Source organism: Phenylobacterium deserti (genome assembly GCF_003254705.1).
Classification (GTDB): domain Bacteria; phylum Pseudomonadota; class Alphaproteobacteria; order Caulobacterales; family Caulobacteraceae; genus Phenylobacterium; species Phenylobacterium deserti.
In genome coordinates, this window is record NZ_QFYR01000001.1 from 1,149,458 (window position 1) to 1,166,166 (window position 16,709).

The 16,709-nt window shown below is 67.4% G+C and carries 16 protein-coding genes; 10 read left to right on the forward strand and 6 right to left on the reverse strand.

Going from position 1 to position 16,709, the window contains the following annotated elements; all coding sequences use genetic code 11:
• Positions 1–11 precede the first annotated feature (11 nt).
• Together DJ018_RS05770 and DJ018_RS05775 are read right to left on the reverse strand one after the other, a co-directional pair.
• On the reverse strand, positions 12–542 hold the full coding sequence (locus DJ018_RS05770) for a lysozyme inhibitor LprI family protein (protein WP_111513899.1): 531 nt from the start codon (positions 540–542) through the stop codon (positions 12–14).
• 359 nt (positions 543–901) lie between these two features.
• Positions 902–2,074, reverse strand: coding sequence for a hypothetical protein (locus DJ018_RS05775; RefSeq protein WP_111513900.1), 1,173 nt, complete (start codon positions 2,072–2,074; stop codon positions 902–904).
• A 117-nt stretch (positions 2,075–2,191) separates the two neighbouring features.
• On the opposite strand from DJ018_RS05775, the gene DJ018_RS05780 reads away from it, so the two are divergent.
• Entirely contained in the window at positions 2,192–2,737 is a 546-nt protein-coding gene (locus DJ018_RS05780; RefSeq protein ID WP_111513901.1) for a GNAT family N-acetyltransferase, read from the forward strand.
• Here DJ018_RS05780 and DJ018_RS05785 read toward each other — a convergent pair.
• The gene (locus tag DJ018_RS05785) at positions 2,734–3,513 is read right to left on the reverse strand and encodes a LytTR family DNA-binding domain-containing protein (protein WP_111513902.1); all 780 of its coding nucleotides are present in this window, start codon (positions 3,511–3,513) and stop codon (positions 2,734–2,736) included. The genes DJ018_RS05780 and DJ018_RS05785 overlap by 4 nt on opposite strands.
• Before the next feature lie 152 nt (positions 3,514–3,665).
• On the opposite strand from DJ018_RS05785, the gene DJ018_RS05790 reads away from it, so the two are divergent.
• The 9 genes from DJ018_RS05790 (at position 3,666) to DJ018_RS18945 (ending at position 14,094) form a co-directional block, all read left to right on the forward strand.
• Positions 3,666–4,211: a DUF2306 domain-containing protein gene (locus DJ018_RS05790; RefSeq protein WP_133254224.1), complete on the forward strand. Its 546-nt coding sequence runs from the start codon at positions 3,666–3,668 to the stop codon at positions 4,209–4,211.
• An 84-nt stretch (positions 4,212–4,295) separates the two neighbouring features.
• Entirely contained in the window at positions 4,296–5,243 is a 948-nt protein-coding gene (locus DJ018_RS05795; RefSeq protein WP_111513904.1) for a DUF808 domain-containing protein, read from the forward strand.
• A gap of 163 nt (positions 5,244–5,406) precedes the next feature.
• Positions 5,407–6,606 (forward strand): ADP-forming succinate--CoA ligase subunit beta, encoded by a 1,200-nt coding sequence (gene sucC / locus DJ018_RS05800; RefSeq protein WP_111513905.1) that lies wholly within the window; start codon positions 5,407–5,409, stop codon positions 6,604–6,606.
• 5 nt (positions 6,607–6,611) lie between these two features.
• A complete protein-coding gene (gene sucD / locus DJ018_RS05805) occupies positions 6,612–7,490 on the forward strand; it encodes a succinate--CoA ligase subunit alpha (protein WP_111513906.1) in 879 nt (292 codons plus the stop codon).
• An 85-nt stretch (positions 7,491–7,575) separates the two neighbouring features.
• On the forward strand, positions 7,576–10,527 hold the full coding sequence (locus tag DJ018_RS05810) for a 2-oxoglutarate dehydrogenase E1 component (protein WP_111513907.1): 2,952 nt from the start codon (positions 7,576–7,578) through the stop codon (positions 10,525–10,527).
• A 45-nt stretch (positions 10,528–10,572) separates the two neighbouring features.
• Positions 10,573–11,856, forward strand: a complete 1,284-nt coding sequence (odhB, locus tag DJ018_RS05815) for a 2-oxoglutarate dehydrogenase complex dihydrolipoyllysine-residue succinyltransferase (RefSeq protein WP_111513908.1) — start codon at positions 10,573–10,575, stop codon at positions 11,854–11,856.
• Positions 11,857–11,937: 81 nt separating this feature from the next.
• A complete protein-coding gene (gene lpdA / locus DJ018_RS05820) occupies positions 11,938–13,344 on the forward strand; it encodes a dihydrolipoyl dehydrogenase (protein ID WP_111513909.1) in 1,407 nt (468 codons plus the stop codon).
• Positions 13,341–13,784: a GNAT family N-acetyltransferase gene (locus DJ018_RS05825; protein WP_165842805.1), complete on the forward strand. Its 444-nt coding sequence runs from the start codon at positions 13,341–13,343 to the stop codon at positions 13,782–13,784. The genes lpdA and DJ018_RS05825 overlap by 4 nt, the downstream gene beginning before the upstream one ends.
• A gap of 55 nt (positions 13,785–13,839) precedes the next feature.
• On the forward strand, positions 13,840–14,094 hold the full coding sequence (locus DJ018_RS18945) for a hypothetical protein (RefSeq protein ID WP_133254225.1): 255 nt from the start codon (positions 13,840–13,842) through the stop codon (positions 14,092–14,094).
• A gap of 282 nt (positions 14,095–14,376) precedes the next feature.
• On the opposite strand, the gene DJ018_RS05835 is transcribed toward DJ018_RS18945, so the two are convergent.
• From DJ018_RS05835 to fsa, 3 genes are read right to left on the reverse strand one after another with little or no spacing between them, the layout of a single operon-like run.
• A complete protein-coding gene (locus DJ018_RS05835; RefSeq protein ID WP_111513911.1) occupies positions 14,377–15,306 on the reverse strand; it encodes a tyrosine recombinase XerC in 930 nt (309 codons plus the stop codon).
• Entirely contained in the window at positions 15,291–15,977 is a 687-nt protein-coding gene (locus DJ018_RS05840) for a DUF484 family protein (RefSeq protein ID WP_111513912.1), read from the reverse strand. The genes DJ018_RS05835 and DJ018_RS05840 overlap by 16 nt, the downstream gene beginning before the upstream one ends.
• 19 nt (positions 15,978–15,996) lie before the next feature.
• A complete protein-coding gene (gene fsa, locus DJ018_RS05845; RefSeq protein ID WP_111513913.1) occupies positions 15,997–16,650 on the reverse strand; it encodes a fructose-6-phosphate aldolase in 654 nt (217 codons plus the stop codon).
• Positions 16,651–16,709: the final 59 nt, after the last annotated feature.

Genomic DNA, 16,709 nt, shown 5'->3' on the forward strand with positions numbered 1-16,709 from the left:
GCGCGCGCGTCTTAGCCGCCCGCCATGTCCTCGAGCTCCTGGATGCGCTGTTCGTAGACATTGGACACCGCGCCGCGGCCGTAGCGCGCCGCGTCCTCGCGGATCGCCAGCCAGTCGTCTTGGTCGGCGCGCAGCTCACGCCGGGGGACGCCCGCCGCGACGGCCCGGTCGAAAGCTCGCGCCAGGCGGCGGTCTGCGGCGGCGAGCTGGTCGTCCGAACAGACCATCCGCTCCGACCGGTTGCGAGCGTAGCGGCAGTTGAAGCTCGGCCGAACCACGTCCTGCTCAGCGATGCGCGGCGCCGGCGCGGGAATGGGTGCGGGGGCGGGCGTGCTGGTCAGGGGCGCCTGCGGCTCCAAGGGGCGGATTGTTGGCGGCGGCTGCACAGCTCGAGGCGCCGGTGCTGGCGCCGCGCGGGAGGGCGTGGGCGGAGCGGCGCGCGTCTGGGGCGGCAGGACCGCGATTGGCCCGGCATCGGGCAGCTGCTCGGGTGCGGCGGCGGGCGGCGGCCCCACTTCCACAGCGAGCTGCTGGTCGCTCATCAGGGGAAGATCCTCCGCCGTGGGCGCCGGGGCTGCAGCCACGGGAGCTGGCCTGGACGTGGCGGGGGACCCGAGCTCCGGGCGAGCCAGAAGACCGAAGACCAACCCGAGGCCGAGAGCGCCCGCGACGCCGCCAAGCAGAAGGGTGCGGGTGGAAGCGCGCCGGCGCCTCGTCGCGGCTCTCGCAGAGCCTCCCGGCGGCGGAGCGGCGCCCGAAAATCCGTTGTAGGTGGTTCCCGACCAGGGATCTCGGGTCTGGCCCGCAGGCATAGGCAATCGCCTCTTCGCAACTTCGACATCCCTCAGGCGCCTAAATCCTCGAGAGACTCTGCAGTTGCAAAGGCTTAGCTCCGCCGCGGTCAGAAGTCCTGCTGGCGGGAGCGGCTCATGTCGCGCAGTTCGGCGATGCGCGCGGCGTAGACGTCACGCACCGCCCAGGGCGCCTCGCGCGCCGCGTTGGCCCGGGCGTTGAGCCACCGTTGCTGCTGTTGTTCGAGCCGCCAGGCGGGCACGCCAGCGGCCTGCGCCTCACGATAGGCGCGGGCCATCTCCCGGTCCGCAGCGCCGAGCGCCGGCGTCGAGCAGACCAGGGCCGCGCCGGGATCGGCGGAGGCGCAGCGCGAGGGCTTGGCAGGGGCCTTTTTCACCTGCGCCACCTTCACCGGTTTGTCGGCCTTGGCCGGCGCGGTTTTCGGCAGGGCGGCCTTCTGCAGTTTGGGGTCCGTCGCCGGCTTCTTGGGCGCGGGCTTGCCGACCTTCTGGGGCGTGGTCGCCTTGGCCGGCCGCTCGGGGGCTTCGCGGGCCTCCGTCTTCTTCGAGCGGTGCGGAACGGCCTTGCTGACCACCCGGACCAGCTTGGCGATCTTCGGCTTTGCGGCCTCTTCGCTGCGAACGATCTTGGCTTCGGCCGCCTTGGCCTTCGCCTTCACTACTTTTCCGGCCTTCACCGCTCGGCTCGGAGTGGCTTTGGGCGCTTCGGCCTTGGTCTTCACCAGCGCCTTGGGCTTCGCCTCAGCAGGCTTTGCCTTCACTTCAGCCTTGGCGTTGGTGACCGGCGACTTCTCCGCTTTCGCGGCCGGCTTGGCGGTTCGAGTTGCGGGCGTTTCCACCTTCTGGCGGACCGGCGGCAGGACGGGCGGCGCGATCTCCGTGGGCTCGGGCGGCGCCGGCGAGATGGCTTGAACCTTCACCAGCCCTTCTGGCTCACGGCGAGGCGCGATCAGCGGCGCTTCGGGCGGGTCGACGGCGGCTTCCGCAGCAAGCTCGGGCGCTTCCGAGGCGGCCAGCACCTCCAGCGGCTTGCCGATCGGAGCAGGTCCGTCGTCGACCACGATCTCCAGGCTGCGCGGCGGGGCGGCGACTTTCGGCTGAACGGCGACGGGCGGGGAGAAGCGCCGCTCGCTCTGCGACGGGCGGGCCCACAGTCCGAGCCCTACGCCCAGCAGGCAAGCGATCGCCACGCCGCCCACCAGCAGCGGGCGACTGACTCCGGCCGGGGTCTCGGTTTGCAGGTCGTGCGGATCCAGCGCCATGGGCTTCCCTGTGAACTCAAGGGCCCTCGACAAGGCGCGGCTAGGCGCCCAGCCGCGTGAGCGGCTAGGCTCGGCCCCACCCCGAACTCTCCCAAAGCAAAGATGAAGGCAAAACCGATGCCGACGCCAGCGCCGGTTCTTGAGACAGATCGCCTCATCCTGCGCGCGCCGCAGGCCGAAGACCTCGACGCCTTCGCGGACTTCGCCGCTGACCCGGAAGCGACGCGCTTCGTCGGCGGCGTGCAGCCGCGTTCCCTCGCTTGGCGGCAGATGTGCACCCTGGTGGGCGCCTGGTCGGTGACAGGGTTCTCAATGTTCTCGGTGATCGAGAAGTCCACTGGCCGCTGGGTCGGTCGTCTGGGGCCGTGGAAGCCTGCGGACTGGCCCGCCGCGGAGGTCGGCTACGGCCTGGCGCGCGAGGCCTGGGGAAAGGGCTACGCCACCGAGGGTGTCGCCGCAGCCATCGACTACGCCTTTGACCATCTGGGCTGGACCGAGGTGGTCCACGTGATCGATCCCCAGAACACCGCCAGCCAAGCCGTCGCCAAGCGCCTCGGCGCGACCGTGCTTCGGCGGGCGCATCTGCCGCCGCCCTACGAGGGTCCGCTGATGGATCTTTGGGGTCAGACGCGGGACCAATGGCGCGCGCGGCGCCGCGCCTAGATCCAGCTGCGCTCCCGAAGAATGCGCGCGTAGGTACGGCTGACGGGAACCTCCGAGCCGTCCTTGAGTGTGAGGGTGGCGCGGCCGTCGCTTCGCCGTGCGTCGGTGATGGCTGCGCGGGCGACCCACCAGGAGCGATGCACCTGGGCGCCTTCAATCCCCTCGAGTTCCGCCACGGCATCCGAAAGCCGCATCAGAATGAGGTCCTGCCCCCGGGAGGTGTGCAGCCGCAGATAATGGTCCTCGGCTTCCACTGCCCAGACCTCCGCGCCGCGCAGCTTCAGAGGCAGCCGTTCCAGAAAGCGAGGCGGCGCGGCCGCCGGAGGCGCCGCCTCGGTGACCAAGCGCTGCTCGGTAAGGACGTTCAGACTGGTCATGACCAGGGCCACCGACGTGACCGCGAGAAGCAGGCCGGGCGCATCCTCCAGGCCCACTTGCGCCCCGTAGAGGAGGCTGGAGAAGGCGGCGACCACCAAGGTGAAGGGCAGGGCCATGGCCAGCGAGGCGCCGACCACCCGCAGCCAGATGCGCCGGCGCTCCCCGTAGCCGAAGCGGAAGAGGCCCGCCACGAAGGAGCCCCAGATCCAGCCGACCAGCATCAAGGGGACCCAGTAGACGAGGCGGCGGCTCAACGGCGCATCGCCTGACCCGAAAGCGCCGGAAAGGGCCAGGAAGAGGGCGGCGAACAAGCTGATGGTGACGCCGCGCACCCATCCCGACCGGCGGGTGTAGGGGCCCAGACGCCCCCGTGAAAACGCGCGGCGCTGCGCCGTCATCGAAGCGCCGCCGTTCGCGAAGCGCCAACGGCGTCCGCCCGCCGCTCACGAAGCGAAGCTGTCAGCCGACGCATGCGCCTTTGCCTCCGCAGCCGCCCGGCCGCATCCCCGACGTCAACGGCGCCGCAGCGCCTTTTGAGCGGAGATAAAGGATGTCATCTCAATCGCAAACGCCGCCGGTCCTCATGCCGTTCGGGACCCGGTTGTTGCTGAGCGCCGCGATCGGCTCCCTCATCATCTTCATCGCCCTGGCGCCTTCTGGGCCGCGCATCTACCGCTTGGCTCTTAACGCTCAGCCGCACCTGCCGGATCTGAAGCTGTTCGCGCACCTGCCGCTGGCCATCCAGCTTCACATCCTAGGCGCGCTTGGCGCCATCCTGCTTGGCGCCGCCCTGATGTGGCTGCGGAAAGGGCGGATCCTGCACCGGGCGGGCGGCTGGACCTGGGTCGGCCTGGTGGCGCTGGTGGCGGGCTCGTCCATGTTCATCAGGGGCGCGAACGGCGGCGGGCTGTCGATCCTGCACCTACTCACCGGCTGGACCCTAATCACCCTGCCGCTAGCGGTGCTGTGGGCCAAGCGTCACCAGGTGCAGCGCCACCGCCGCGCCATGATGGGCCTCTTCTACGGCGGGTTCGTCATCAACCTGGCCTTCGCCTTCATTCCCGGCCGGACCATGTGGCAGCTGTTCTTCGGCTGAGTCCGGGCCTTTACGCGCCGGGCGGGACTGCGTAGCAGGTCAGGCGCCGGCGATATCGGCGCGGCGCCCCGACCCAGAGTTTTCATGTCCTCCGGCCTGCTCGCTCTTCTCGACGACGTCGCCACCATCGCCAAGGTCGCCGCCGCCTCCCTCGACGACGTCACGGGCGCGGCCGGCAAGGCCAGTTCCAAGGCGGTCGGCGTGGTGGTGGACGACACGGCAGTGACGCCCGGCTACGCCATGGGCTTCTCGCCCGACCGGGAGCTGCCGATCGTCTTCAAGATCGCGATCGGCTCGCTTCGCAACAAGTTCATCTTCCTGCTGCCGGGCGCCCTGCTGCTCAGCGCCTTTGCGCCCTGGGCGGTGACGCCGCTGCTGATGCTGGGGGGGGCCTACCTCTGCTTCGAAGCCGCCGAGAAGATCCTCGAGAGCTTCCACAAGGGGCACGACGAGGAGCTGGTCGAGCAGGCCGTGCTCGACGCGACCCAGTTGGAGAAGCAGCAGGTCAGCGGCGCCATCCGCACAGACCTCATCCTGTCCGCCGAGATCACCGCCATCGCGCTTTCCGAGGTCGCCACGCGACCGCTGGCCATCCAGGCCGCCGCTCTGGCGCTCGTGGCCTTGCTGATCACAGTCGGCGTCTACGGCGTCGTCGCCCTCATCGTGAAGCTGGACGACATCGGCCTGCACATGAGCCAACGGCCCAGCCGCGCGTCGCAGAGTGTCGGTCGCGCCTTGGTGAAGGGCATGCCGATCGTGCTCTCCGGCCTGGCGACCGTGGGCACGGCCGCGATGCTATGGGTCGGCGGCGGCATCCTGATCCACGGTCTGGAGCACTTCCACCTGACACCTATCCCGCACCTGGTGGAGGGCTTCGCTCATGCCGCCGCGGGCGTGCCCGTTATCGGGCCAGTGACCGGTTGGCTGGCGTTCGCAGTGGCTTCCGGCGTGCTTGGTCTCGTGCTCGGCGGAATCATTGCAGGGCTGCTTCACGTGTTACCGCTACCATCCGCCAAGACGAAAAGCCGTTAAACATCTGACCACTAAGGCTAAGTTCGCCTGACCTTGCGGGCTCGTCGCCGAGAAAAGACTGCGTTTTTCGGTCGCACGTGCGGTTGCCAGCCCAAGGCGTGGCGCCTATAACGCCCGCCACTCGCCGCAAGGGCGAGGCTTATAGGCAAGCGCCCGCGAGCTCATGAACATTCACGAACACCAAGCCAAAGCCGTCCTCGCTGAGTTCGGCGTGGCGGTCCCGCGCGGTTATCCCGCGTACTCCGTCGACGAAGCCGTGAAGGCAGCCGAGCAGCTCGGCGGACCCGTCTTTGTCGTGAAGTCCCAGATCCACGCTGGCGGCCGCGGCAAGGGCCGCTTCGAAGGCCTTGGCGCGGACGCCAAGGGTGGCGTTCGGGTGGTCAAGTCGGTGGATGAGGTCCGCACCAATGCCGAGGAAATGCTCGGCCGCGTGCTGGTGACCCACCAGACCGGCCCCAAGGGCAAGCAGGTCAACCGCCTCTACATCGAAGAAGGCGCGGCGATCGCCAAGGAATTTTACCTGTCGCTGCTGGTCGACCGCGAAACGAGCCGGGTCTCGGTCGTGGCCTCCACCGAAGGCGGCATGGACATCGAGGATGTGGCCCACGCCACGCCGGAAAAGATCGTCACTTTCTCGATCGACCCGGCGACCGGCGCCTTCCCGCACCACGGTCTGCTGCTCTCCAAGGCCCTGGGCCTGAAGGGCGACCTGGCCAAGCAAGCCTCCAAGCTCCTCTCGCAGCTCTACGACGCCTTCATGGCCAAGGACATGAGCATGCTGGAGATCAACCCGCTGATCGTCACCGCTGACGAGCAACTGCGGGTCCTGGACGCCAAGGTCTCCTTCGACTCCAACGCCCTGTTCCGTCATCCGGACATCTTCGCCCTGCGCGACGAGAGCGAGGAGGATCCGAAGGAGATCGAGGCCTCCAAGTACGACCTGTCGTACATCGCCCTCGATGGTGAGATCGGTTGCATGGTCAACGGCGCCGGCCTGGCCATGGCGACCATGGACATCATCAAGCTCTACGGCGCCGAGCCGGCCAACTTCCTGGACGTCGGCGGCGGCGCTTCGAAGGAGAAGGTCACGGCGGCCTTCAAGATCATCACCGCGGACCCCAACGTGAAGGGCATCCTGGTGAACATCTTCGGCGGCATCATGCGCTGCGACATCATCGCGGAAGGCGTGGTCGAGGCGGTCAAGGAAGTGGGCCTGAAGGTGCCGCTGGTCGTCCGTCTGGAAGGCACCAACGTCGAAAAGGGCAAGGAAATCATCGCGGCCAGCGGGCTCAACGTGGTCTCCGCCAACGACCTGTCCGACGGGGCAGAGAAGATCGTCCAAGCCGTTCGGGGAGCTGCGTAAGTTCGATGTCGATCCTCATCGGTAAAGACACCCGCGTCATCTGCCAGGGCTTCACGGGCAAGCAGGGCACGTTCCACTCGGAACAGGCCATCGCCTACGGGACCAAGATGGTCGGCGGCACCACGCCCGGTAAGGGCGGCACGACCCACCTCGGCCTGCCGGTGTTCGACACCGTCCAGGAGGCGGTCAAGGAAACCGGCGCGGACGCCAGCGTGATCTACGTCCCGCCGCCGTTCGCGGCCGACGCGATCCTGGAAGCGATCGATGCGGAAGTTCCGCTCATCGTCTGCATCACCGAGGGCATCCCCGTGGCCGACATGGTCAAGGTGAAGCGCTCGCTGTCCGGCTCCAAGTCGCGCCTGATCGGCCCGAACTGCCCGGGCATCCTGACGCCGGGCGAAAGCAAGATCGGCATCATGCCTGGCAACATCTTCAAGAAGGGTTCCGTGGGCGTTGTTTCGCGCTCCGGGACGCTTACCTATGAGGCCGTGTTCCAGACCTCCGCGGTGGGCCTTGGCCAGACGACGGCCGTGGGCATCGGCGGGGACCCGGTGAAGGGCACCGAGTTCATCGACGTGCTCGACATGTTCCTGAAGGACCCTGAGACCGAGTCGATCATCATGATCGGCGAGATCGGTGGTTCGGCCGAGGAAGAAGCCGCTGAATTCATCAAGAATTCATCGGTCAAGAAGCCTATGGTCGGGTTCATCGCGGGTCGTACGGCGCCTCCGGGCCGCCGGATGGGCCACGCCGGTGCGATCATCTCCGGCGGCAAGGGCGGCGCCGAGGACAAGATTGCTGCGATGGAAGCCGCGGGCATCCGCGTCTCGCCGTCGCCGGCGAAGCTGGGTGAAACCTTGGTCGAGGTGCTCAAGGGCGCCTGAGACCCATATTTTGACGTAAGGGCGGTCCGCGCTCGGCTCCTCTGATCAGAAGCTCCGCGGCCCGGACCTCCGGAAGGCGGACGAGATGGCGGACGACGCGGGTCTTATCAACGAGGTTCTGGCGGAGACCTCGTTCCTCTACGGCGGCAATGCGGCCTTCGTTGAGGACCTCTACGCCCAGTGGGCGGCCGACCCGAGTTCGGTCGAGCCCTCGTGGCAGGCGTTCTTCGCTTCCCTGGCCGACCGGGCCGAGGAAGTGAAGCGCGCGGCCGCAAAGCCCGCCTGGAGCAAACCTTCCGCGCCCCAGCCGCGGCCCGAGTGGCTGTCGGCCCTCGACGGCATGTGGCCGGCCGTTCAGGCCAAGGTCGAGAAGAAGATCGCCGACCGCGCTCCGGCGGCTTCGGCCGACGCTGTGCGCGCCGCGACCCTCGACAGCTTGCGCGCCATCATGATGATCCGCGCCTACCGCATGCGCGGCCATCTGAAGGCCAATCTCGACCCGCTGAACATCGCCACCACGCCGGGCGATGCGTCGGAGTTGGATCCGGCGACCTACGGCTTCACGGAAGCCGACTTCGACCGTCCGATCTTCCTTGACTACGTGCTGGGTCTCGAGACCTCGACCCTGCGCGAGATCCTGACGATCCTGCGCCGCACCTACTGCGGCAACGTCGGCGTGCAGTACATGCACATCTCCGACCCCAAGGAGAAATCCTGGCTGCAGGAGCGCATCGAAGGCCGCGACAAGGAGATCATCTTCACCAAGGAAGGCAAGATCGCCATCCTGAAGAAGCTGATCGCCACCGAAGGCTTCGAGCGTTTCCTCCATCGCCGCTTCCCGGGCACCAAGCGCTTCGGTCTCGACGGCGGCGAGGCGATGGTCCCGGCGCTCGAGCAGATCATCAAGCGGGGCGGCGCCCTGGGCGTGAAGGACATCGTCTTGGGTATGCCGCACCGCGGCCGCCTCAACGTCCTCGCCGCCGTGATGGGCAAGCCTTACCACGTCATTTTCCACGAGTTCCAAGGCGGCTCGTCTGTCCCCTCGGACATCGAGGGTTCGGGCGACGTGAAGTATCACCTGGGCGCCTCGTCGGACCGTGAGTTCGACGGCAACAGCGTCCACCTGTCGTTGACGGCGAACCCCTCGCACCTCGAGATCGTCAACCCGGTCGTCATCGGCAAGGTGCGCGCCAAGCAAGCCTTCACCCTGCGCGAAACCCCGGACGCGGGCCGCGGCCACGTGCTGCCGCTGCTGCTGCACGGCGATGCGGCCTTCGCCGGCCAAGGCGTGGTGGCCGAGTGCTTCGCCCTGTCTGGCCTCAAGGGCTACGGCGTCGGCGGCACCATCCACTTCATCGTCAACAACCAGATCGGCTTCACGACGAGCCCCAAGAACTCGCGCTCGTCGCCCTATCCGTCCGACGTGGCCATGATGGTGGAAGCTCCGATCTTCCACGTGAACGGCGACGATCCGGAAGCCGTGGTCTTCGCCGCCAAGGTGGCCACCGAGTACCGGCAGCAGTTCGGCAAGGACGTCGTCATCGACATGTTCTGCTATCGCCGGTTCGGCCACAACGAGGGCGACGATCCGACGATGACGCAGCCCTTGATGTACGCGAAGATCAAGGACCATCCGTCGGTGCGCCAGCTGTACTCGACCCGCCTCGTCGCCGATGGCGTGGTCAGCCAGCCGGAAGTCGACACCCTGCTGGCCGAGTTCGACGAGTACCTCGACAGGGAGTTCGACGCCGGCAAGAGCTACAAGGCCGATAAGGCTGACTGGCTGGACGGCAAGTGGTCCGGCCTGAAGCTGCCGGGCACGGAAGAAAGCGGCGTCACCGGCGTCGCCAAGACCAAGCTGCTGGACCTCGGTCGCAAGATCACCTCGATCCCCGAGGCGCTCACCGTCCACAAGACGGTCGAACGCGTCATCAACGGTCGCCGCGATGCGATCGAAAAGGGTGAGGGGATCGACTGGGGGACGGGCGAGCACCTGGCCTTTGCTACCCTGCTCGACCAGGGCTATCCGGTCCGCCTGTCCGGCCAGGACAGCATTCGGGGCACCTTCACCCACCGCCACGCCGGCCTGATCGACCAGAAGACCGAGCAGCTCTACTTCCCCCTCCGCAACCTAGGTCCGAACCAGGCGCACTTCGAGGTGCTGAACTCGGCGCTGTCGGAAGAGGCGGTGCTGGGCTTCGAGTACGGCTTCTCGCTGACCGATCCGAACACCCTGACCATGTGGGAAGCCCAGTTCGGCGACTTCGCCAACGGCGCCCAAGTGGTCGTGGACCAGTTCATCTCGTCGGGCGAGCGCAAGTGGCTGCGCATGAGCGGCCTCGTCATGCTGCTTCCGCACGGCTACGAGGGCCAAGGCCCGGAGCACTCCTCCGCGCGTCTCGAGCGCTATCTGCAGATGTGCGCCGAAGACAACATGCAGGTCATCTATCCGACCACGCCTGCGAACTACTTCCACGCCCTGCGTCGTCAGGTGCTCCGCGAGTTCCGCAAGCCGCTGATCGTGATGACGCCCAAGAGCCTGCTACGCCACAAGCGTGCGGTCTCGACTATGGCCGACTTCGCCGAAGGCTCGAAGTTCCATCGCGTCCTGCTGGACGGCGCCCAGACGGGCGCCGACGTGGGCGGGGTGACGCTGAAGCCGGACGCGGAGATCAAGCGCGTGCTGATCTGCTCGGGCAAGGTCTACTACGACCTGATCGAGCATCGCGCGAAGACCGGCCGCGACGATGTTTACATCCTGCGCCTCGAGCAGTTCTACCCCTGGCCGCTGAAGTCGCTCTCCAACGAGCTGAAGCGGTTCAAGAACGCCGAGCTGGCCTGGGTGCAGGAAGAGCCGAAGAACATGGGCGGCTGGACCTTCGTCGATCCGTGGCTGGAGCTGACCCTGGAGCGCATCAACGTCGCCTCCAAGCGCGCCCGCTACGTCGGCCGTCCGGCCTCGGCTTCTCCGGCCGCCGGCCTGATGAGCCGCCACCTGAAAGAACTCGAAGCCTTCCTCACCGAAGCCTTCGCCTGACCTGATCCGTAGACAGAGCAAAAGACCTCAAGGAGCGCACCCCCAATGGCCGACATCATGACGCCAGTGCTTGGCGAGTCCGTCACCGAAGCCACGGTGGCGCGCTGGACCAAGAAGGCCGGCGACGCGGTGCGCAAGGACGAGATCCTCGTCGAGCTGGAAACTGACAAGGTCTCGCTGGAAGTCGCGGCTCCCGCCGACGGCGTTCTGGCCGAGATCGCGGCGGCGGAAGGCGCGACGGTTGAGCCCGGCACGGTGCTGGGCCGCGTGACCGAAGGTGCGGCCGGCTCCGCCGGCGCTGGTTCCGCCCCGACCGCCAGCCCCGCCCCGACGGCGGCGCCGTCTTCCACGCCGACGCCGGTTCCGGCGGGCGAGCTGCAGCCGGAGGCGACCCCCGGCAAGCCCGTGCCGACCTCCACAGCCGTGCCGGACACCAGCGCGCCCAAGAGCGAGCCGGTGCTGGCCCCGTCAGCCCAACGCGTCGCGGCCGAGAACAACCTGAACCCTGCAGCTATCTCGGGCACCGGAAAGGGCGGTCGGGTCACCAAGGGCGACGCCCTGGCGGCTCTGGAAGCTCGCGCCAACGCTCCGGCGCCGGCCGCTGCTCCGTCGGCCCCGCGTGAAATCCACGCTCGCGAGGAGCGGGTCCGCATGACCCGCCTGCGCCAGACGATCGCGCGCCGGCTGAAGGAAGCCCAGAACAGCGCCGCCATGCTGACCACCTTCAACGAGGTGGACATGAGCGCGGTGATGGCGCTGCGGAACCAGTACAAGGACAGCTTCGAGAAGCGTCACGGCGTGAAGCTGGGCTTCATGAGCCTGTTCACCAAGGCCGTGGTTCACGCGCTGAAGCAGGTGCCGGACGTCAACGCCGAGATCGACGGCCAGGACATCATCTACAAGAACCACTACGACATCGGCGTCGCTGTCGGCACTGAGAAGGGTCTCGTGGTTCCGGTGGTCCGTGACGCCGACGCCCTGGGACTCGCCGAGATCGAAAAGGAAATCGGCGCCCTGGCGAAGAAGGCCCGCGACGGTCAACTTTCGCTGGAAGACCTGCAGGGCGGCACCTTCACGATCACCAACGGCGGCATCTACGGCTCGCTGATGTCGACGCCGATCCTGAACGCTCCGCAGTCGGGCATCCTGGGCATGCACAAGATCCAGGAGCGTCCGATGGTGGTGAACGGCCAGATCGTCGTCCGTCCGATGATGTACCTGGCGCTCAGCTACGATCACCGGATCGTCGACGGCAAGGGCGCGGTGACCTTCCTGGTGCACGTGAAGGACGCCATTGAAGACCCGCAGCGCCTGCTGCTGGACGTCTAAGACCCACATCGCTTCTCATGGCGGAGGGCGCGGCCGATCGGCAGGCGACCTCCGCCTTCTTCACATCCAGGCAGGCGCAACATGGCTGAGACCACCACCTACGACGTCGTCATCATCGGGGGCGGCCCCGGCGGCTACAACGCCGCGATCCGGGCCGGCCAGCTCGGCCTGAAGGTCGCCTGCGTGGAGAAGCGCACGACCCTTGGCGGCACCTGCCTGAACGTGGGCTGCATTCCCTCCAAGGCGATGCTGCACGCGTCGGAGCTGTTCGATGCGGCCAACACCGAGTTCGCGACCTTGGGCATCGAGGTGCAGCCCAAGCTCAACCTGCCTCAGATGATGAAGCAGAAGGCCGACTCGGTCGGCCAGCTCACCAAGGGCATTGAGTTCCTCTTCAAGAAGAACAAGGTCGACTGGGTGAAGGGCGCCGGCAAGATCGCGGGGCCCAATCGCGTCGAGGTCACGGCCGAGGACGGCTCCGTCCGCGTGCTGGAATCCAAGGATATCGTGATCGCCACGGGCTCTGAGCCGGCCGGCCTGCCGGGCGTCACCGTCGACAACAACCGCATCGTGGACTCCACCGGCGCCCTGTCGCTGCCGGAAGTGCCCAAAAGCCTGATCGTCATCGGCGCGGGCATTATCGGACTGGAGCTGGGCTCCGTGTGGCGCCGCCTTGGCGCCAAGGTGACGGTGGTCGAGTACCTGGACCGCATCTCGCCCGGCATGGACGCCGAGATGGCGAAGACCTTCCAGCGCTCCCTGACCAAGCAGGGCATGGAGTTCAAGCTGGGCGCGAAGGTCACCGGCGCGAAGGCGTCTAAGACGGGCGTCAGCCTCACCGTCGAGCCGGTCGCCGGCGGCGCGGCCGAGACGATCGAAGCCGACTACGTCCTGCTGGCCATCGGTCGTTGGCCCTACACGGAAGGGCTCGGCCTGGAGAACGTCGGCATCACGGCCGACAAGCGCGGCTTCATCGAGACCAACCACTGGCGCACCAGCGCGCCGGGCGTCTGGGCGATCGGCGACGTGACCCATGGCCCGATGCTGGCGCACAAGGCCGAAGATGAGGCGGTGGCGGCCATCGAGACGATCGCGGGCAAGGCGGGCCACGTGAACTACGGCCTGATCCCGAGCGTCGTCTACACCGTGCCGGAAGTGGCGTGGGTCGGCCGCAACGAGGAAGAACTGAAGGCCGCGGGCGTGCCCTACAAGGTCGGCAAGTTCCCGTTCACGGCCAACAGCCGCGCCAAGATCAATCACGAGGCCGAGGGCTTCGTGAAGATCCTGGCCGATCCCAAGACGGACGAAATCCTCGGCGCCCACCTCCTGGGGCCGCAGGTCTCCGAAATGGTCGGCGAGTACTGTGTCGCCATGGAGTTCAAGGCGGCGTCGGAAGACGTGGCCCGCACCTGCCACCCGCACCCCACCCGCTCCGAAGCCCTGCGCCAGGCGGCCATGGGCGTGGAAGGGTGGACCATGCAGGCTTGATCGAAAGCCTAGAGATCCGAAAGGCGAGGCCGGAAGAAATTCCGGCCTGCGCCGACCTCTACCTGAAGGTCCTCGTCGACACCTTCACCTGGCTGGAGCCGGAGCGGCACCGGCGAGAGGACTTCCTCAATTCCGTGCGCGACGAGGACATCTACGTCGCGGTCGAGAACGGCCAAGTCGTCGGCCTCGCCGGCTTCTACCGACCGCAGAACTTTCTCCATTCTCTTTATGTGCTGGATCGCGGCCGCGGCGTCGGCAAGGCGCTGCTCGACCATGTCAGCGCCCAGGCGAGCGGCCCTGTTTCCCTGAAGGTCCAGTCCGCCAATCACAAGGCGCAGCGGTTCTATGAGCGTGAGGGCTTCGTTTGCGTCGAAGAAGGGCGCGACTGGGGCTCGGACATCGATTGGCGGCGGCTCGTGCGAGTGCGCGCCGAAACTTGAGTTGCCAATCTGCGGTTGCGCGCTCAGGTTCTAGTTCCTTGAGTAGGAGCTGCACATGATCGCTCTGCTGCTGGTCTCAAACCTGCTGGCCGCCGCCCCTGCACCCGTAGCCGCTCCGCCATTGGTCGGAAGGGTCGGCGGCCGGGTCTATACTCTGCCAAGCCCCTCGAGGTGCCCCGAGGGGCGGCTGTCTCACACGCTTGCGACGGACGATCTCGTGTTCCGGTCCGCGCGCGAAGACGCCAAGGTGAAGAAGCTGGCCGACGAGCCGCCAGCCACAGCCTGTCTGGCGACGGGGCTTCGGAAATGATCCTCGCCGCGATTCTTATGTCCGCGGCGGTCGTCAGTCCCGAAGCCGCCGGAACTCAGGTTCGAACACCCAATTTCTACTCCGCGCCCGCACACTGCGAGAACGCGCCCTACAAGGTGGTCGATCGTTTTGGCCGGCCCGTGTTCCAGACCTTGAATAGGCAGCCGCCCGGCGCGCTTCAGCTCGCGGTCAACCGCAGGGTGAATGGCTGTCCGGTGGCTACGGTGGTTCACGGGATCGTGGAGCCGGACCAGCCGCAACCGCCGTCCGAGGACTATCGCCTCAGGCGCGGGGGTGGGCGTTAGCATAGGCGCTAAGCAGCGCCTGGGCATCCACCTGGGTGTAGCGCTGCGTCGTCGAAAGCGAGGCGTGGCCCAGCAGTTCTTGTATGGACCGCAGGTCGGCGCCCGCGCCAAGTAGATGCGTCGCGAAGGAGTGCCGCAGAGCGTGCGGCGTGGCGCTGTCCGGCAGACCCAACCGACTGCGCAGGTTCTGCACCGTGGCCTGCACGTGGCGCGGGCTGAGCGGTCCCCCGCGCTTGGCCCGGAACAACGCGTCGCCCGGGGCCAGCACGAAAGGAAGGCTGGCGAGATAGGCGTCAATCGCCTCGCGGACAGCCGGCAGCACTGGCACGACCCGCGTCTTTGAACCCTTGCCCACAATGCGCAGCACGTCGGGGAGGGGCGCGTCCGAACGCATCAGCGACAACGCCTCGGAAATGCGAAGGCCGCATCCGTACAGCAAGGTGAGCACCGCTTGGTCACGGGCGACTTCCCAATCTTCGCGGTCTGGATCGAGCGCCGGCTCTTCGATGAGGCCGCGCGCCTGATCCTCGCTGACCGGGCTCGGAGCGCCGGGCGTCACACGTGGGCCACGCACCAAGGCGATCGCGGCGTTCGGCGCATCGAGGCGGCGGTCCAGGAAGCGATGGAACGTGCGGATCGCCGAGAGCGACTGAGACAGGGAGCGCGGCGACAGCGGCGTCTCCCCGGAGCGCAGGTGCGCAAGCCAGGCGCGGACGTCGCCGGCCAACACTTCGCTCAAGCCGCGAACCGTCAGCGCCTCACCACGGTGCTGTTCAAGGAAGGCGATGTAGCGGGCGACGATGAAGCCATAGGCTTCCAGCGTGCGCGGCGAGGCGCGGCGTTCGTTGGCCAGGTGCTCCAGCCAGAGCGCCCGCGCCTCGAAGGCGGTGCTTACAGGACCGGCCAACGTTCGGCCGTGCGCTCGACTACCCGGGCCAGGAAGACCACCAGTTCTGCGCCCATTTCCGGCGTAAAGCCTTCCGGGTCTTCGGACCCGAAGGCCAGCAGCGCCTCGCGGGAGGGCTCCCACATGGCCATGCGCACCATGGCCATAGAATGGATCTGTTCAGCCCGGTCGCCGAACAGGCCGCGGGCGGTGGGCGCAAACCCCATGCGGGACATCAGCTGCGGGGCGCCGAGGATCAGGTCCACCTGCCCCTCGACCAACACGCCCCAGCCGGCAGGCACCCGCTCGGGCCCCTCCAGCGCCACGACGCCGGCCGCCAGGCCGAACCGCTGGCGGGCGAGTTCATCGACACGGAACGCCAGGTCGGAATGGTTGCGCGCGTCCAGCAGGTCGATCACCGCGCCGTGGATCTGGGCCTGGGCCGAGAAGTTGGCGCGTGCGATCTCCTCGATCTGCTGGCGCTGCATCGCCTCGCGCTCATGGGCGGCGTGCACCCGAGCCAAGGCGGCCTGGCCGAAGTCGACGACGTTGTCCGCCGTAACCTTGAGCCCCAGTTCGCCTAGCAGGCCCTCGTCATCCAGCAGGAACTCTGGGTTGTCGGCCAGGAAGCGGCGGACGGCGGCGGGTTCCAACCGAGCCTCTTCGAAAAGGCTGCCTTGAGACCCGTCCATGCCGTCCCCCGAATTAACCCTACAGGATCGACTGCCCCGTCTTGGCCCAGTCGCTCATGAACTGTTCAAGACCCTTTTCGGTTAACGGGTGCTTGAAGAGGGCTTCGAACACGGCAGGCGGAATGGTCGCACAATCCGCGCCGGCGATGGCGGCCTGGGTGACGTGCGCCGGGGTGCGGACCGAGGCCGCAAGGATCTCGGTATCGAAGCTGTAGTTGTCGTAGATGGCGCGGATCTCGGTGATCAGATCCATGCCCTCAGCGCCGTAGTCGTCCAGACGACCGATGAAGGGGCTGATGAAGGTGGCGCCCGCCTTGGCGGCCAGCAGAGCCTGGGCGGCCGAGAAGCAAAGCGTGACGTTGGTCTGGATGCCTTCGCGGGTGAACTGACCCGTGGCGATCAGGCCGTCCCGGGTGAGCGGCACCTTCACGACGACGTTGGTGGCGATCTCGGCCAGCTTGCGGCCTTCGGCCAGCATGGCCTCGGCTTCTGTTGCGGCCACTTCGGCGCTCACCGGGCCCTCGACGATCTCGCAGATCTCGGCGATGACCTCGAGCATCGGACGTCCGGACTTGGCGATCAGCGTCGGGTTGGTGGTTACGCCGTCCACCAGGCCGGTGGCGGCCAGGGTCTTGAGAACGGCGACGTCGGTGGTGTCGAGGAAGAGATGCATCGGTCGGGCCTTGCGTTGCTTGGCGCGCTTGTAGCCGCCCTGCGGCCGTGCGCAAAACC

What these genes read in the sequence shown, in the direction of transcription:
- DJ018_RS05770 (WP_111513899.1), bottom strand. Translation starts at nt 542, where the DNA reads ATGAGCGACCAGCAGCTCGCTGTGGAAGTGGGGCCGCCGCCCGCCGCC.
- DJ018_RS05775 (WP_111513900.1), bottom strand. Translation starts at nt 2,074, where the DNA reads ATGGCGCTGGATCCGCACGACCTGCAAACCGAGACCCCGGCCGGAGTC.
- DJ018_RS05780 (WP_111513901.1), top strand. Translation starts at nt 2,192, where the DNA reads ATGCCGACGCCAGCGCCGGTTCTTGAGACAGATCGCCTCATCCTGCGC.
- DJ018_RS05785 (WP_111513902.1), bottom strand. Translation starts at nt 3,513, where the DNA reads ATGACGGCGCAGCGCCGCGCGTTTTCACGGGGGCGTCTGGGCCCCTAC.
- DJ018_RS05790 (WP_133254224.1), top strand. Translation starts at nt 3,666, where the DNA reads ATGTCATCTCAATCGCAAACGCCGCCGGTCCTCATGCCGTTCGGGACC.
- DJ018_RS05795 (WP_111513904.1), top strand. Translation starts at nt 4,296, where the DNA reads ATGTCCTCCGGCCTGCTCGCTCTTCTCGACGACGTCGCCACCATCGCC.
- sucC (WP_111513905.1), top strand. Translation starts at nt 5,407, where the DNA reads ATGAACATTCACGAACACCAAGCCAAAGCCGTCCTCGCTGAGTTCGGC.
- sucD (WP_111513906.1), top strand. Translation starts at nt 6,612, where the DNA reads ATGTCGATCCTCATCGGTAAAGACACCCGCGTCATCTGCCAGGGCTTC.
- DJ018_RS05810 (WP_111513907.1), top strand. Translation starts at nt 7,576, where the DNA reads ATGGCGGACGACGCGGGTCTTATCAACGAGGTTCTGGCGGAGACCTCG.
- odhB (WP_111513908.1), top strand. Translation starts at nt 10,573, where the DNA reads ATGGCCGACATCATGACGCCAGTGCTTGGCGAGTCCGTCACCGAAGCC.
- lpdA (WP_111513909.1), top strand. Translation starts at nt 11,938, where the DNA reads ATGGCTGAGACCACCACCTACGACGTCGTCATCATCGGGGGCGGCCCC.
- DJ018_RS18945 (WP_133254225.1), top strand. Translation starts at nt 13,840, where the DNA reads ATGATCGCTCTGCTGCTGGTCTCAAACCTGCTGGCCGCCGCCCCTGCA.
- DJ018_RS05840 (WP_111513912.1), bottom strand. Translation starts at nt 15,977, where the DNA reads ATGGACGGGTCTCAAGGCAGCCTTTTCGAAGAGGCTCGGTTGGAACCC.
- fsa (WP_111513913.1), bottom strand. Translation starts at nt 16,650, where the DNA reads ATGCATCTCTTCCTCGACACCACCGACGTCGCCGTTCTCAAGACCCTG.